This is a genomic window from Streptomyces sp. BF23-19, assembly GCF_041106355.1.
GTDB lineage: Bacteria > Actinomycetota > Actinomycetes > Streptomycetales > Streptomycetaceae > Streptomyces > Streptomyces virginiae_A.
Map to the genome: position 1 here is coordinate 20,845 of NZ_JBGBPT010000034.1, position 14,746 is coordinate 35,590.

Annotated in this window: 16 protein-coding genes; 9 read left to right on the top strand and 7 right to left on the bottom strand. The window is 72.2% G+C overall.

Features of this window, described 5'->3' with window-relative positions; translation table 11 throughout:
* The first annotated feature begins 52 nt into the window (after nt 1-52).
* A complete protein-coding gene (locus tag AB8A24_RS20245; protein ID WP_328964076.1) occupies nt 53-2,173 on the top strand; it encodes a primosomal protein N' in 2,121 nt (706 codons plus the stop codon).
* 156 nt (nt 2,174-2,329) lie between these two features.
* Here the strand turns inward: AB8A24_RS20245 and AB8A24_RS20250 are convergent, their stop codons facing one another.
* On the bottom strand, nt 2,330-2,884 hold the full coding sequence (locus AB8A24_RS20250; protein ID WP_369476981.1) for a hypothetical protein: 555 nt from the start codon (nt 2,882-2,884) through the stop codon (nt 2,330-2,332).
* Nucleotides 2,885-3,135: 251 nt separating this feature from the next.
* On the opposite strand from AB8A24_RS20250, the gene fmt reads away from it, so the two are divergent.
* The gene (fmt, locus tag AB8A24_RS20255) at nt 3,136-4,080 is read left to right on the top strand and encodes a methionyl-tRNA formyltransferase (protein WP_328964078.1); all 945 of its coding nucleotides are present in this window, start codon (nt 3,136-3,138) and stop codon (nt 4,078-4,080) included.
* A gap of 117 nt (nt 4,081-4,197) precedes the next feature.
* The gene (locus AB8A24_RS20260) at nt 4,198-5,673 is read left to right on the top strand and encodes a transcription antitermination factor NusB (protein ID WP_328964079.1); all 1,476 of its coding nucleotides are present in this window, start codon (nt 4,198-4,200) and stop codon (nt 5,671-5,673) included.
* A 131-nt stretch (nt 5,674-5,804) separates the two neighbouring features.
* Here the strand turns inward: AB8A24_RS20260 and AB8A24_RS20265 are convergent, their stop codons facing one another.
* Nucleotides 5,805-6,338 carry an SMI1/KNR4 family protein gene (locus tag AB8A24_RS20265; RefSeq protein ID WP_369476984.1) on the bottom strand — a complete coding sequence of 178 codons (534 nt, stop codon included), beginning with the start codon at nt 6,336-6,338 and terminating at the stop codon, nt 5,805-5,807.
* A 597-nt stretch (nt 6,339-6,935) separates the two neighbouring features.
* On the opposite strand from AB8A24_RS20265, the gene rpe reads away from it, so the two are divergent.
* From rpe to AB8A24_RS20290, 5 genes are all read left to right on the top strand, one after another.
* Nucleotides 6,936-7,622 (top strand): ribulose-phosphate 3-epimerase, encoded by a 687-nt coding sequence (gene rpe, locus AB8A24_RS20270; RefSeq protein ID WP_030729526.1) that lies wholly within the window; start codon nt 6,936-6,938, stop codon nt 7,620-7,622.
* 124 nt (nt 7,623-7,746) lie between these two features.
* Nucleotides 7,747-8,760, top strand: a complete 1,014-nt coding sequence (locus tag AB8A24_RS20275; protein WP_030729529.1) for a sugar-binding transcriptional regulator — start codon at nt 7,747-7,749, stop codon at nt 8,758-8,760.
* A gap of 124 nt (nt 8,761-8,884) precedes the next feature.
* Nucleotides 8,885-9,106, top strand: a complete 222-nt coding sequence (locus AB8A24_RS20280) for a CarD family transcriptional regulator (protein ID WP_030012151.1) — start codon at nt 8,885-8,887, stop codon at nt 9,104-9,106.
* A gap of 49 nt (nt 9,107-9,155) precedes the next feature.
* Nucleotides 9,156-9,623, top strand: a complete 468-nt coding sequence (locus tag AB8A24_RS20285) for a ribonuclease domain-containing protein (protein WP_328964081.1) — start codon at nt 9,156-9,158, stop codon at nt 9,621-9,623.
* Nucleotides 9,620-10,048 (top strand): barstar family protein, encoded by a 429-nt coding sequence (locus tag AB8A24_RS20290; protein WP_328964082.1) that lies wholly within the window; start codon nt 9,620-9,622, stop codon nt 10,046-10,048. Before AB8A24_RS20285 ends, AB8A24_RS20290 begins: the two co-directional genes overlap by 4 nt.
* A 103-nt stretch (nt 10,049-10,151) precedes the next feature.
* On the opposite strand, the gene AB8A24_RS20295 is transcribed toward AB8A24_RS20290, so the two are convergent.
* From AB8A24_RS20295 to AB8A24_RS20315, 5 genes are all read right to left on the bottom strand, one after another.
* Entirely contained in the window at nt 10,152-10,628 is a 477-nt protein-coding gene (locus AB8A24_RS20295; RefSeq protein ID WP_328964083.1) for a group II truncated hemoglobin, read from the bottom strand.
* Nucleotides 10,625-10,954 carry an antibiotic biosynthesis monooxygenase family protein gene (locus AB8A24_RS20300; protein ID WP_323181193.1) on the bottom strand — a complete coding sequence of 110 codons (330 nt, stop codon included), beginning with the start codon at nt 10,952-10,954 and terminating at the stop codon, nt 10,625-10,627. Before AB8A24_RS20300 ends, AB8A24_RS20295 begins: the two co-directional genes overlap by 4 nt.
* A gap of 73 nt (nt 10,955-11,027) precedes the next feature.
* Nucleotides 11,028-11,537, bottom strand: a complete 510-nt coding sequence (locus AB8A24_RS20305) for a hypothetical protein (RefSeq protein ID WP_369476988.1) — start codon at nt 11,535-11,537, stop codon at nt 11,028-11,030.
* Between the two features lie 60 nt (nt 11,538-11,597).
* Nucleotides 11,598-13,325, bottom strand: coding sequence for an FAD-dependent oxidoreductase (locus tag AB8A24_RS20310; RefSeq protein ID WP_328964085.1), 1,728 nt, complete (start codon nt 13,323-13,325; stop codon nt 11,598-11,600).
* Complete coding sequence (locus tag AB8A24_RS20315; protein ID WP_033226151.1) at nt 13,322-13,588, bottom strand: UBP-type zinc finger domain-containing protein; 267 nt, start codon at nt 13,586-13,588, stop codon at nt 13,322-13,324. Before AB8A24_RS20315 ends, AB8A24_RS20310 begins: the two co-directional genes overlap by 4 nt.
* 330 nt (nt 13,589-13,918) lie before the next feature.
* Here AB8A24_RS20315 and AB8A24_RS20320 point away from each other — a divergent pair, with 330 nt between their 5' ends.
* Nucleotides 13,919-14,743: a type 1 glutamine amidotransferase domain-containing protein gene (locus AB8A24_RS20320; protein WP_266359183.1), complete on the top strand. Its 825-nt coding sequence runs from the start codon at nt 13,919-13,921 to the stop codon at nt 14,741-14,743.
* Nucleotides 14,744-14,746: the final 3 nt, after the last annotated feature.

Sequence of the window (14,746 nt, forward strand, 5' to 3'; positions counted from 1 at the left end):
CCTTGATCTCGGGAGAGCGTCCACTGTCGGTGCCGTTTGTAAGAATGCTGCTGTGAGCAGCGACAACGGCGAGAGCGAAACCGAGGCGGGGGGCCCGCCGGAGCAGCTCGCACTGATCCGGGACATCGTCGCCGAGGCGAAGGCCAAGGCACCCAAGGCGAAGCCGCGCACCTGGCGCGGGGCCGCCCTCGCCGCCGAGCTGCCCGTCGCCCGGGTCCTGGTGAACAAGGGCGTGCTCCACCTCGACCGGACCTTCGACTACGCCGTCCCCGAAGAGCTCTCCGAGGCCGCCCAGCCCGGCGTCCGCGTCCGCGTCCGGTTCGGGGCCGGCTCCCACCATGTGCGCGGCGGCCGCCGCGAGGGCGGCGGCCTCATCGACGGCTTCATCGTCGAGCGCCGCGCCGAGTCCGACTACGAGGGCGCACTGGCCGCCCTCGCCCACGTCGTCTCGCCCGAGGTGGTCCTCAGCCCCCGCATGCTCGCCCTCGCCCGGGCCGTCGCCGACCGCTACGCGGGCAGCCTCGCCGACGTGCTCCAGCTCGCCCTGCCCCCGCGCAACGCCAAGGCCGAGGCCAAGCCCTCACCGGAACCCCTGCCGCCGCCGCCCGCCCCCGAGCCCGCCGGCTGGGAGCGGTACGGCGCCGGCCCCGGGTTCCTGCGCGCCCTCGCCACCGGCGGCACGCCGCGCGCCGTATGGACCGCCCTGCCCGGCCCCGGCTGGGCCGACGAACTCGCCCGCGCCATGGCCGCCACCCTGGCCTCCGGGCGCGGCGCCCTCGCCGTGCTCCCCGACGGACGGACCGCCGCCCGCGTCGACGCGGCCCTGACCGCCCTGCTCGGCGAAGGCCGGCACGCCCTGCTGACCGCCGAGTCGGGACCCGAGAAGCGCTACCGCCAATGGTTGGCCGTGCACCGCGGCTCCGTACGGGCCGTCATCGGCACCCGGGCCGCGATGTTCGCCCCCGTACGGGACCTCGGGCTGGTCGCCGTCTGGGACGACGGCGACTCCAGCCACAGCGACGACAACGCCCCCTTCCCGCACGTCCGGGAGGTACTGGAACTGCGCGCCGTGGGCGACGGCTGCGGCTTCCTCGCCGGCAGCACGAGCTGCACCGTGGAGGCCGCCCAACTGGTCGAGTCCGGCTGGGCCAGGCCCCTGATCGCCGACCGCGAGACCGTACGGGCCTGCGCGCCCCGGATCCGGACCGTCGGTGACGAGCTGCTCGCCCGCGACGAGGCCGCCCGCGCCGCGCGCCTGCCGAGCCTGGCCTGGGAGACCGTACGGGAAGGGCTGAAGACCGGGCCCGTCCTGGTCCAGGTACCGCGGCGGGGCTATGTGCCCCGGCTGGCGTGCGAGCGGTGCCGCACCCCCGCCCGCTGCACCGTCTGCGCCGGTCCGCTGGAGGCCCCCGACGAGCGGGACCTGACGTGCGGGTGGTGCGGGCGGGGCGAGCCGTCCTGGCACTGCGAGGAATGCGGATCGTTCCGGCTCCGGGCCCAGGTGGTCGGCGCCCGGCGCACCGCCGAGGAACTGGGCCGCGCCTTCCCGGCCGTCGCCGTACGGACCTCCGGGCGCGACCACGTCCTCGACGAGGTACCCGACCGGCCCGCGCTGGTGGTCTGCACCCCGGGCGCCGAACCGGTGGCGGCGGGCGCCGGGTACGCGGCCGCGCTGCTGCTCGACGGCTGGGCCATGCTGAGCCGGCCCGACCTGCGGGCCGGCGAGGACGCGCTCCGGCGGTGGATCGCGGCCGCCTCCCTGGTCCGTGGCGACGGGCAGGTCGTGGTGGTCGCCGAGCCGACGCTGCGGCCCGTCCAGGCGCTCGTCCGGTGGGACCCGGTCGGACACGCCGTACGGGAGCTCGCGGAGCGGTCCCAGCTCGGCTTCCCGCCGGTGTCCCGGATGGCGGCGGTGGCCGGTCGGGGTGAGGCGGTGGAGGCCTTCCTGGCCGGAGCCGGACTGCCGCCCGACGCGGAGATCCTGGGACCGGTACCGCTCCCGGGGCGGCGCGGGGAACCGTCCCCCGGGGAGCGGGCGCTGGTCCGGGTCCCGCCGGGCAGCGGAGCCGCCCTGGCGGCCGCCCTGAAGAAGGCGCAGGCGGCCCGGCTGGCGAAGGGGGTTCCGGCGACGGAGGCCGTCCGGGTCCGGATCGACCCGCCCGACATCGGCTGACGGCGTCGCGCCGACCCGGTGCGCGGCCGGCCGGGGCCGAACGCCGAAACCCCCGGTGGGGCGACCCGTACGGTCGTCCCACCGGGGGCGGAATCAGACGCGGCGCGCAGGGCCGGCCGGCCGTCGGGTGTCGGCGTCCCGGCGGCAGGACACCCGTCAGCCGTTGCGCGGACCGGGGAAGGCGGGGGAGCGGGGAACCTCTCCGAGCCTGGGGCCGGTGACACCCGCGGCGGCGGCGGCCGCCTGGGCCTCCTCGCGCACCGGCTGCGGCGGCATCGAGCGGGCCGCAGGGACGGTCGGCAGCGGCCCCATGGTCCGGGTGGTCGCCCCCTCGGCCTGCGGCTCAGCGGACTCGGCGGACTGCGCCCGCCGGGCCCCGTAGCGGCGGTGCACGGCCTGCTTGGTGACACCCAGCGCCGAACCGACCGCGTCCCACGAGAAACCGAGCGAGCGGTCGAAGTCCACCGCCGCGGTGACCAGCGTCTCGACGCTGTCCCGCAGCTCCTGCGCGAGGCGGACGGTCGGCGCGGGCGCCCGGCCGTAGACGACGAAGCCGGTGGAGGGACCCGATCGGCGCGGGCGGTACACGTTGCCGAGCTGGGCGGTGAGCGTACGCAGGGCATCCACCTGCCGGCGAACCCGCTCGATGTCGCGTACCAGGAGGTGCAGGCTGGCCCGGGCTTGAGCGTCGTGGGTGGCGTGGTCGGCCATGAAGAAGCCTCTCGAACCGGTGCTGAAGGGCGGATCGGGCCGCAGACACCGTTCACACGCGGCCCGTTTTGGTCAATCTCTCTTGACCAACGCGCCACCCGTCGCCCAGGTCACGCTGTGGGGGCGTGTCGGCATATGCGAGGGGCGCGCGCGTGTGCGTACGCCCCCTCAACACCACAGGTGGGCGGCCCGACGGACGCCCCATAGACTGGTGCGCTGCTGACAGCCGAGATTAGCGAGGTAGTCCCCCAGTGAAGCTCGTCTTCGCAGGCACCCCCGAGGTCGCCGTACCCGCCCTGGACGCCCTGATCGCCTCCGGGCGGCACGAGGTCGCCGCCGTCATCACCCGGCCCGACGCACCGGCCGGCCGCGGCCGCCACCTCGTCGCCAGCCCGGTCGCCGAACGCGCCGAGGAAGCGGGCATCGAGGTGCTCAAGCCCGCCCGCCCCCGCGACCCCGACTTCCAGGCCCGGCTGCGCGAGATCGACCCGGACTGCTGCCCGGTCGTCGCCTACGGGGCCCTGATCCCCAAGAGCGCCCTCGACATCCCCCGGCACGGCTGGGTCAACCTGCACTTCTCGCTGCTGCCCGCATGGCGCGGAGCCGCGCCCGTCCAGCAGTCGATCATCGCGGGCGACGAGGTGACCGGAGCCTCCACCTTCCGCATCGAGGAGGGCCTGGACACCGGCCCGGTCTACGGCATCCTCACCGAGGAGATCCGGCCCTCCGACACCAGCGGCGACCTGCTCACCCGCCTCGCCTTCGCCGGGTCCGGACTGCTCGCCGCCACCATGGACGGCATCGAGGACGGCACCCTGCGCGCCGTCGCGCAGCCCCACGACGGGATCTCACACGCGCCCAAGATCACCGTGGAGGACGCCCGGATCGACTGGACCGCCCCCGCGATGCGCGCCGACCGCGTGGTGCGCGGCTGCACGCCCGCGCCGGGCGCGTGGACCGTCTTCCGCGGGGAACGCCTCAAGCTGATCTCGCTCGGCCTGGTGCCCGACCGGACCGACCTGGAGCCGGGCGCGCTGTCCCCCGCCAAGAACAACGTGTACGTCGGCACCGGCTCGCACGCCGTGGAACTGCTGTGGGTGCAGCCGCAGGGCAAGAAGCCGATGCGGGCCGCCGACTGGGCCCGCGGGGTCCGGATCGCTCCCGGCGAGCGGCTCGGCGGAGCCGACGTAGGCTGATCGGTGGGGACGTCCGAGCGCGGACGTCCCCGCGTCCCACCGCAAGACCGGCAAGACCCGCAAGACCAGTAGTGCCCGTCGCACTCGTAGCACTCGTAACCCCGGAGCACCTTTCACGTGAGCGAACAGCCCCGTCAGCCCCGTCGCAAGCCTGCCCCCGCAGGCGCCGGTGGCAAGCAGGCCAAGCCGTACCGTCGGCCCCAGAAGGACCCCGTCCGGATGCTGGCCTTCGAGGTGCTGCGGGCGGTGGACGAGCGCGACGCCTACGCCAACCTCGTGCTGCCGCCGCTGCTCAAGAAGGCCCGCCAGGACGAGAAGTTCGAAGCGCGCGACGCGGCACTGGCCACCGAGCTGGTCTACGGGACACTGCGGCGCCAGGGCACCTACGACGCCGTCATCAAGGCGTGCATCGACCGCCCGCTGCGGGAAGTGGACCCGCCGGTGCTGGACGTGCTCTCGCTCGGCGCCCACCAGCTGCTCGGCACCCGCATCCCCACCCACGCGGCCGTCTCGGCGAGCGTGGAGCTGGCCCGCGTGGTGCTCGGGGACGGGCGCGCCAAGTTCGTGAACGCCGTCCTGCGGAAGATCGCCGCGCACGACCTCGACGGCTGGCTGGAGCGGGTCGCACCGCCGTACGAGGACGACGCCGAGGAGCACCTCGCGGTGTACCACTCGCACCCCAGGTGGGTCGTCAGCGCCCTGTGGGACGCGCTGGGCGGTGGGCGCGCGGGCATCGAGGACCTGCTGGAGGCCGACAACGAACGGCCCGAGGTGACCCTGGTGGCCCGCCCCGGCCGGTCCACGCCGGAGGAACTGCTGGAGGCGGTCGGCGAGGAGTCGGCGCTGCCGGGCCGCTGGTCGCCGTACGCCGTCCGGATGGCCGAGGGCGGCGAACCGGGCGCGCTGGAAGCGGTCCGCGACGGCCGCGCCGGCGTGCAGGACGAGGGCAGCCAGCTGGTCGCCATGGCCCTGGCGGCCGTACCGGTCGAGGGCCGCGACGAACGCTGGCTCGACGGCTGCGCGGGCCCCGGCGGCAAGGCGGCGCTGCTCGCGGCGCTCGCGGCGCAGCGCGGGGCGTTCCTGCTGGCTTCGGAGAAGCAGCCGCACCGGGCACGGCTCGTGGAGCGCTCGCTCGCGGGCAACCCCGGCCCGTACCAGGTCATCGCGGCCGACGGCACCCGCCCGGCCTGGCTGCCGGGATCCTTCGACCGCGTCCTGATGGACGTCCCCTGCTCGGGCCTGGGCGCGCTGCGCCGCCGCCCGGAGGCCCGCTGGCGCCGCCGCCCGGAGGACCTGGAGGGCTTCGCGCCGCTCCAGCGCGGGCTGCTGCGTGAGGCGCTGTCGGCGGTGCGGGTGGGCGGCATCGTGGGCTACGCGACCTGCTCCCCGCACCTGGCGGAGACCCGGGTCGTCGTGGACGACGTCCTGAAGGGCCGCGGCGCCGGCCACTCCCCGGTGTCCGCGGAACTGATCGACGCACGGCCCTTCATGCAGGGCGTCCCGGCCCTGGGCGACGGCCCGGACGTCCAGCTGTGGCCCCACCTGCACGGCACGGACGCGATGTACCTGGCGCTGCTGAGGCGAACGGCCTAGTCGGGCCGGGCTGCCGGTCGTGGCTGCCCCTCGCCGAGGTGTACCCGGACGACGCCGACCGTGGCGTCGTCCGGCGGGCCGGGCGTCGCCATCGGCCATCGGCCATCCGCCATCGGCCACGACGAGGCACGTCAGACCGCGCGAAGCCTGCGGAACTCGTGTGCGGCAAGGGGAAACAAGGACGAGAGGATGCCCGACCGCAGCTCTCCGTCGAGGGCGGAGGCGAGGAACTGCGTGCAGGACACGGGGAAGTGCTCCCACCGGTCGCCGCGCGCCTCGTTCACCATGACGGTCCACCGGTCCGGCTCAAGGCCCGGCCGGAGCAGCCAGTAGAGGCACTCCCCGTTGTCCGTGGTCGCCCATAGGGCGACCTGGGTCCCTTCGGCCTCCAGCTCCGCCGGCTTCCTCTCGACTTCCCACAGGTCTTCGAGGTCCTCGGTCCGATGCCTTGCCCATGTGATCAGGTCGTAGTGCTTGTTGGGGCAGTCGGGCTCCAGGACGTACAGGTAGTCGTCCCAGTTGCTTCCCCCGTAGACCTGGATGAGCTCCTTGTAGTCGGCGGGAAGCCGAACACCGAGTCTGCGCTCGACGTCGCCCCAATCCTTCTGCCGGGGCTCGTTCGGCGCCGGGGCGATCTCGAGAAGACGTGCGAGGGCGTCGGTCACGGCGGGGCTTCCTGTCTCAGAGGCACGCCTTCCCGCGCACAAGATCGAATCCTACCGGCCGGGCGGGGCCGTGAAGCGGGGCGGGGGCTTCGGGGGCGGGGCTGCTGGGGCGGCGTCAGGTAGGTGGGGCGGGGGTGCGGGAGGCGGGAGCTGCTCGGGCGGCATCGGAGTGGGGTATGGGGGTTTCCCGTCAGTCCCATCGTCCCTCCGGGTCGGGCCGGTCCCTCAAGGGCGCTCCTTCGTCGCGTCACTGCGTGATGGCCTGCGGCCACCCTTGACCGACCGTCCCGCCCCGAAGTCACCCCGCACCGCACGGCTTCCGGTCGAGCCGCTCCCGCTTCCCGAAGCCGCCGCCCAGCTTGCTTGCTTCGCGACCCCGCCCGGGCGGCTTCCACCTCCCGCGCTCCCGGCGCACCTCCCCGACCCCGTCGGCCGGCCGGCCCAGGCCCGCCCCCGTCGGCCGGATTGTGGCCCCTGGGGGCGCTCTCGCGTCGTCCCGTCCCGGCTGTACCGCGGCCGGGGGCGCCGTCCTGTCCCGTGTGGGGCGACTTGCGGGGTCGTGGCCGGAACCCGGTGGGGGCATGGCAGGCTTGGGGCATGGCCGCTCAGATTTATCCCAGCATCTTGTCCGCAGACTTCGCCCGACTCGCCGAGGAGGCGAAGGCTGTCGAGGGGGCCGACTGGCTGCACGTCGATGTGATGGACAACCACTTCGTCCCGAACCTGACCCTCGGAATGCCGATCGTGGAATCCCTGAGCAGGGCCACGGACATCCCGCTGGACCTTCACCTGATGATCGAGAACCCGGACCGCTGGGCTCCCCAGTACGTGGAGGCCGGGGCGGGCTCGGTCACCTTCCACGCGGAGGCCGCCGCCGCGCCCGTGCGGCTCGCGCGGGAGATTCGGGCCAAGGGGGCGCGCGCCTCCATGGCGCTCAAGCCCGCGACGCCGATCGAACAGTACGAGGACATCCTTCCCGAGTTGGACATGCTACTGATCATGACGGTCGAGCCCGGCTTCGGCGGCCAGCCCTTTCTCGACATCATGCTCCCCAAGATCCGCCGCACCCGGGAGCTGATCTCCAAGCACGGCCTGGAGCTGTGGCTCCAGGTGGACGGCGGGGTCTCGGCCTCGACCATCGAGCGCTGTGCCGAGGCCGGCGCGGACGTTTTCGTGGCGGGCAGCGCGGTCTACGGAGCGGTCGATCCCGCCACCGCCGTGCGTACGCTGCGTGAGCAGGCGGGTGCGGCGATCGCAGCCGCGCCGTGGGCTTGCGACCACTGAACCAAGGGTTGATGAACAGCTCGGTGAACGGGAGCTGTCCAGGCTGATCAACGGCCGTCGGATCTGACAGGATGAACGGCGAGTCGAGAGTGTGAACAGCAGTGAGGAGAGCGCGGTGTCTGCAATGTCGGCGGGACGGTCAGCCCTGCGGATGGGACCCGCGGAGCTGGTGCAGGCGGCGGCCATGGCGCGCCGCTTCTACCTGGAGGGCAAGTCCAAGATCCAGATCGCCGAGGAATTCGGCGTGAGCCGCTTCAAGGTGGCCAGGGTCCTGGAGACCGCCCTCGAACGTGACCTCGTACGGATCGAGATCCGGGTACCGGCCGAGCTCGACGCCGAGCGGTCGGACGCGCTCCGGGCCCGGTACGGGCTCCGGCACGCCGTCGTCGTGGAGTCGCCCGCCGACGCCACCGAGGACGCGCCCGACCCGGAGAACCTGGGCGCGGTCGCCGCCGATCTGCTCGGCGAGCTCGTGAACGAGGGCGACGTACTGGGCCTGGCGTGGGGGCGGTCGACCATTCACATGGCCGCCTCCCTGCACAGGCTGCCGCAGTGCACCGTGGTGCAGCTGACCGGCGTGTACGACGCGGGGACCGCCGAGCGCGGTTCGGTCGAGGCCGTACGCCGGGCCGCCCAGGTCTCGGGCGGTGACGCGCACCCGATCTACGCGCCGATGCTGCTGCCCGATCCGGCGACCGCGGCCGCGCTGCGCAGCCAGACGGGGATCGCGCGCGCCTTCGAGTACTTCGACAAGGTGACGGTCGCGGCCGTGTCGATCGGTTCGTGGGAGCCGGGCATCTCGACCGTGCACGACATGCTGACCGACGAGGAGCGGGAGCACTACGCCTCGCTGGGCGTGGCGGCGGAGATGTCCGCGCACCTGTTCGATTCCGAGGGGCGTCGTGTGGGCCGGGACCTCGGCGAGCGGTGCATCACCGTGGAGGCGGACCGGCTGCGGCGGATCCCCGAGGTCGTGGCGATCGCGGGCGGGCTGCGCAAGGCCTCCGCGATCGGGGCCGTGTTGAGGTCGGGGCTGGTGACCAGTCTCGTCACGGACACGGCGGTCGCCGACTACCTCCTCACCGAGTCGGCCCCAGGGCTGCGGCCGGCGTTGGACCGGGCCGACCCGGACGACTGACGCGGTCTGACCGGGCAGGACGGGCCGTGGCGGCCGTTCGCTGTCGCCGCCGGTGCGGATGGTGCTGGAATTGAGATCCGAACGGCGGACCGCGCGGCGGCCTCCGGGGCGCATACTGGTTCCAATGACAAAGTCAGCAGTACCTCGCCGCCATTTGCCGTCCAGCCCGTTCAAGGCCCCCGTGGAGCAGCCCATCCGGCAGTTCAACGTCGGCGACCGGGTTACCCACGATGAGCACGGCCTCGGCCGTGTCGTCGGAATCGAGGAGGGGATCGCTGTTCTCGTCGACTTCGGTTCGGTCCAGAAGCGCATCCTGAGTCCCTACACCAAGATGGCCGCCCTCTGAGGCGACCGGGCGATTCGCGAGCGAATCGGATATTTGGCACGATCGGTGCATGATCTTTCGGAACGTGCCCCGATCGTTGCTGCGTGTGCTGGGGGCCCTGTTCCTTTGTGCCGCGCTGGTCGGTGCGGTGGGTTGTGGCGGGCAGAAACCCGTGCCTGCCGCCGCCGGTGCGAGTTCGGGTGCGAGCGCCTCTGAGGCTGCCTCCGCCTCTGCCGCCGCCGTCCCGGGGTGGGCGAAGGGGATGGCCACCGTACGGGCCGACGGGCTGCCGCAGCAGGCCCGTGACGTGCTCGCGCTCATCGACAAGGGCGGGCCGTACCCCTACCGGCAGGACGGCACGGTCTTCGGGAACTTCGAGAAGGCCCTGCCCAAGCAGAAACGTGGTTACTACCACGAGTACACCGTGCGGACGCCGGGAGAGCGTGATCGCGGAGCCCGGCGGATCGTGACGGGTGAGGGTGGGGAGTTCTACTACACGGACGACCACTACGACACCTTCAAGGCGGTTCTCCGATGAGCCTGGACCCGCAGCCGCTCGCCCCGGCGCTCGAAGCCGCCGAAGCGGCGGGCCGGACGACCGTACGGCTGGACCTGGACGGGGTACGCGGCAAGACCGAGCTGATGCGGCGCTGCGGGGATGCCTTGCGGCTGCCGGAGTGGGTCGGCGGGAACTGGGATGCGCTGGCCGATGCGCTGCGCGACCTGTCGTGGTTGCCGTCGTCCGGCGGGGGGTGGCTGGTGGCGGTGACGTCGTGGCGTGGGTTCGCGGATGCGCGGCCGGGCGAGTGGGAGACGCTGGTCGAGGTGCTGGAGGAGGCCGTGGGCTTCTGGCGGGAGCGCGCGGATGGGTCTGAGCTGGTGGTGCTGCTGGCCGAGGCCGGGCCCGGGCCGGTTGCCGGGGCTCCGCCCCCGACCCCGCGCCTCAAACGCCGGCGGGGCTGAAAGATCGGGGCTCCGCCCCCGGCCCCGCGCCTCAAACGCCGGCGGGGCTGAAAGATCGCTGGAAGGTGCGGCTGGGGGCAGGTGTAGGGCCTGCCCCCAGGGGTCAGGCTTCGGGGGTTTTCGGGATCCAGGGTGGGGTTTGGCCCCAGGACCAGACCGGGATCTTGGCCGCGTCGACCGGGGGTGGGTTGGGGCCCGAGTAGATCAGGGCCATGCGGGTGCCCCACTCGATGTAGTAGGCGAACACTCCGCGGAATTCCGGGTCCGTCGGGAGGCCGACCTCGTCGGCCGTGTCCATCAGCAGGTCCACCCAGCGGCGGCGCTGCTGCTCGGTGATGCCCCGGCCCAGGTGCTTGGTGGCCATGTGCTGGTGGCCGCCGTGGTGGGCGGTGTAGTCCGAGGGGCCGCCGAAGACCTCCGACAGCCAGACCGCGACGTGCTGGGGGTGTTCCGAGTCCATGCCGGCGAAGACCGGGGCCAGGATCTCGTCCCGCAGGGCGTGGGCGTAGAAGGCGTCCGTGAGGCGGTTCATCGCCTCCGCTCCGCCCATCCACTCGTAGATGGTGGGTGTGGTGCTCATCGCTGTTCGGCGGCCTTTCCCGTGCCCACGACGCCCGTCACGAGGTAGTGCTGCATCTCCTCGATGGCCGTCACGTACGGACGGATCGCGTTGAAGAAGGCCGGGAAGTGCTCGCCCTTGCGGAACCCGCCCAGGTGGTCCTCGATCGAGGTCCAGCGGATCCGCAGGATGTAGCGCTCCTTCTCCTCCTCGCAGCGGGCCAGCTCGTAGTCGATGCACTCGGGCGAGGCCGCCAGGGACTCGGCGGCCCGGGCGTACGCGTCCTCGAAGGCCGACTGGTCGTCCAATGCGATCCGGTAGCGGATGTATTCGACGGTGGTGGTCATGGGTGCGTGCCTCTCCCTGGGTGTCGGTCGTCGTCAGCCTTACGCGATCACGCGCCGCCGTGGGGCGGATTCGTCATTCGGACTCGGACTTCATGGAGTCGGTCGGTTCCGACACGTCCGGGCCCTGGGCGCGCACCCGCTGGACCTTGTCCAGGGAGTCGCGCAGTTCGGTCAGCCACTCGTCCGTGTTGCGGCCCACGAGCCGGACGCACCAGGCGAGGGCGTCGGCCCGGCTGCGGGCCACGCCGCCGGCGACCAGGGTGTCGAGGACCTGGCGTTCGGACTGGCGCAGGCGGGTCATCACCGGGACGGCGAGATGGGTGAAGAGGGTCGTCTCCTCACCCACCCGCACGCCCCAGGCGACCTTCCGGCGGTAGAGCTCTTCGGCCTCGCGGGCCACTTCGATGCGCTGTTCGCGGGTGCGTTCGCGGAATTCCTTGACCGATTCGGTCGCCGGTATGACGCCGACGACCGTGATCTCCTCGCGGTCGAGGGTGAGCGAGTCCAGGGACTCGTAGACGTCGACCGGCAGGCGCTCGGCGAACCACGCGCGGAGCTGTTCGCTCTGTTCGACTGTAATCATGTAATCAACGTTGCATCCGTTGCGGCCTTGATCGCAAGGCTCCCGGCGCGGCGTTCGCTCTCAGCCCATCGAGCGGTAGCGGTGGATCAGCGAGACGGCCATCGCACCCTCGCCCACCCCCGAGGCGACCCGTTTCACCGAGTGGGCGCGGACGTCGCCGGCCGCGAAGACGCCGGGGACGCTCGTCTCCAGGGGGTACGGGGCGCGCTCCAGGCTCCACTCGGCCGGGAGTTCACCGCCGTTCGAGATCAGGTCCGAGCCGGTGAGGACGAAGCCGTACTCGTCCCGTTCGACGACCCCCGCGAGCCAGTCGGTGTGCGGGCGGGCGCCGATGAAGGTGAACATGAAGCGGGCCGGGATCTCGGTGTCCTCGCCCGTGTCCGCGTCGTGGAGGGTGATGCGCTCCAGGTGTTCGTCCCCGGCCAGGGAGACCACCGTCGTGCGGACCTTCACCTCGATGTTCGGGGTGCGGTCGATCTCGTCGATCAGGTAGCGGGACATGCTCGCGTCCAGGGAGGCCGCGCGGACCAGGATCGTCACGCGGGCGGCGTACTTGGCGAAGTGCACCGCCGCCTGGCCCGCGGAATTGGCCCCGCCGACGATGAACACGTGCTGCGAGATGCAGGCCGAGCTCTCAGTGGTGGCCGCGCCGTAGTAGAGGCCGGCCCCCTCGAAACGGTCCGCGCCGGGGGCGTCGAGGCGGTTGTAGGAGACCCCGGTGGCCAGCAACACTGTCTCGGCGGAGATCTCCGTGCCGTCGGCCAGGGTCAGGATCTTGGCCGGGTCGTCCCGGGTCAGCGAGACCACCTCCACGGGGTGCAGGATCTCGGCGCCGAACCGGGAGGCCTGGATGGTGGCCCGGCGGGTAAGGTCGCCGCCCGAGAGGCCCGAGGGGAAGCCGAGGTAGTTCTCGATCAGGCTGGAGGTGCCCGCCTGGCCGCCCGGGGCGCGGGAGTCCAGCATGAGCGTCGACAGGCCCTCCGAGGCCGAGTAGACGCCCGCCGCGAGGCCGGCCGGGCCCGCCCCGACGATGACGCACTCGTAGTGCGGGCGGGAGGCGGTGGTGGCCAGGCCCAGGCGCTGGGCGAGCTGGGTGTCGGTCGGGGCCGAGAGGACCGACCCGTCCGGGAAGCGGACGAGGGGGAGCGCCCCGTCGGGCTGGGCGGCGATCAGGGTCAGCGCCTCGGGGTCCCGCTCGACGTTGAGGAAGCGGAACGGCTGGCCGTTGCGGGTGAAGAAGTCCCGGACGGCGTGGGTGCCGGGGGAGACCAGGTGGCCGGCGACGATGATCCCGTCGTACGCCGGCCGGTAGGTGGCCAGCCAGTCCGACAGCAGGTCGTCCAGGACCGGGAAGAGCCGCTCGTGCGGCGGGTCCCAGGGCTTGAGCAGGTAGTAGTCCAGCCGGACCCGGTTGATGGCGGTGATCGCGGCGTCGGTCTCCGCGTAGGCCGTCAGCAGCACGCGGCGGGCGTCCGGGAAGCGGCTGACCGCCTCCAGCAGGAACTCGACGCCGGTCACGTCCGGCATGCGCTGGTCCACGAGGAACAGCGCCGGGTCGTGGCCGCGTTCGTCGAGGGAGTCGAGGATCTTCAGGGCGTCGGCCGCCGAGGAGGCGCCGAGGACCCGGTAGCGGTCGCCGTAGGCGCTGCGCAGATCGCGTCGGACGGCGCGCAGCACCTGCGGGTCGTCGTCCACGGCGAGGATGACCGGCTTCTTGTGCTCCGCGCGTTCGGCGGCCGCGGCCGCCGAGGCGGCGGGGGTGGCGGAACTCTCCGGGGCCGCGCTCATGCCGGGTCCAGCATCAGCTGGTCGGCGTAGCACCAGGCCCAGTCCTCGCCGGGCTCGTGGGAGGCGGCGATGGCGTGCTCGGTGGTCCGGTAGTGCCGGGTGGCGTGACGGTTCCTCGACGAGTCGCAGCATCCGACGTGCCCGCAGCTGAGGCACATCCGCAGGTGCACCCAGGTGTCGCCGGCGATGAGGCACTCCTCGCAGCCCACGGCCGTGGGTTTCACCGGACGTATCTGATCGATGTGTGTGCACAACAGGTCCATCGTCATCGTCCCCGTCCCTCTCCTCGTGCTCTTGCCCGTGCTGTCTCTCGTGTTGTCGCTCGTGCGGTTGCTCGTTCATGGCGCGGCTCGGTACGCCTGTGATTCACGGCGCGTCCAGACCATAGGGCGGCACCACCGGAATGGTTCATCGATTCGGCCGAAGTCAGGTAGTCCTGAAGCTACTTCATGACGTCCGCGGACGACTTCCTGATGTGCGGCCATGACCTGCCCCGCTACCTCACGAAGTCGCACACCAGCGCTTTGACGAAGCACCTGGACGCGGCCAGTGTGGGGGACGCCAACGACAACAGGCGGCGCCTGGAGGAATACGTGAGCAGAAAGATTCTGGTCATTGTCTCCGAACACGGTTACTGGGCCGAGGAACTGATAGGCCCCGTTTCGAAGTTCGACGAGCGGGGCTACGAGGTCATATTCGCCACGCCGACCGGAAAGCGTGCACACGCTCTCCCGCCGAGCCTCGACGCGAACTACATCGACCCCCCGCTGGGACGCTCCGTCACCACCGAGGAGAACGCCCGGCTGGGGCGGGAGTTCGAGCAGTCGAGCCGGCTGGACTCGCCGCTCGACATCGAGGCGTGGGTCCCCGAGCGTCCGTACACCAGCGACGAGGGCTATCTGCCCAAGCTGGAGCAGTACCACCGCGATCTGGACAGGCTCGACGCCGACATCGCCGGGTACGACGCGATCCTCGTCGTCGGGGGCAGCGGCCCCATCGTGGACCTCGCCAACAACGAGCGCGTGCACGCCCTGATCCTGGCCTTCCACAAGGCCGGCAAGGTCGTCGCCGCCGAGTGCTACGGCGTCGCCTGCCTGGCCTTCGCCCGGGACTGGAGCGACCGCGGAAGCATCATCCGGGGCAAGCACGTGACCGGCCACTGCAAGGAGTACGACTACAAGGACGGCACCGGATTCCTCGGTACCGACTTCAACATGGGACCGCCGCCGTATCCGCTGGAGTACATCCTGCGCGACGCGACGGGCCCGCGCGGCGCGTACCACGGGAATTTCGGCAAACCGGTCTCGGTCATCGTCGATTTCCCCTTCGTCACCGGGCGTTCCACCCCCGATTCCTATCTCACGGGGCAGAAGATCGTGGAAGTCCTGGAGGACGGTCTCACCCGATACGGCTGGTGATCC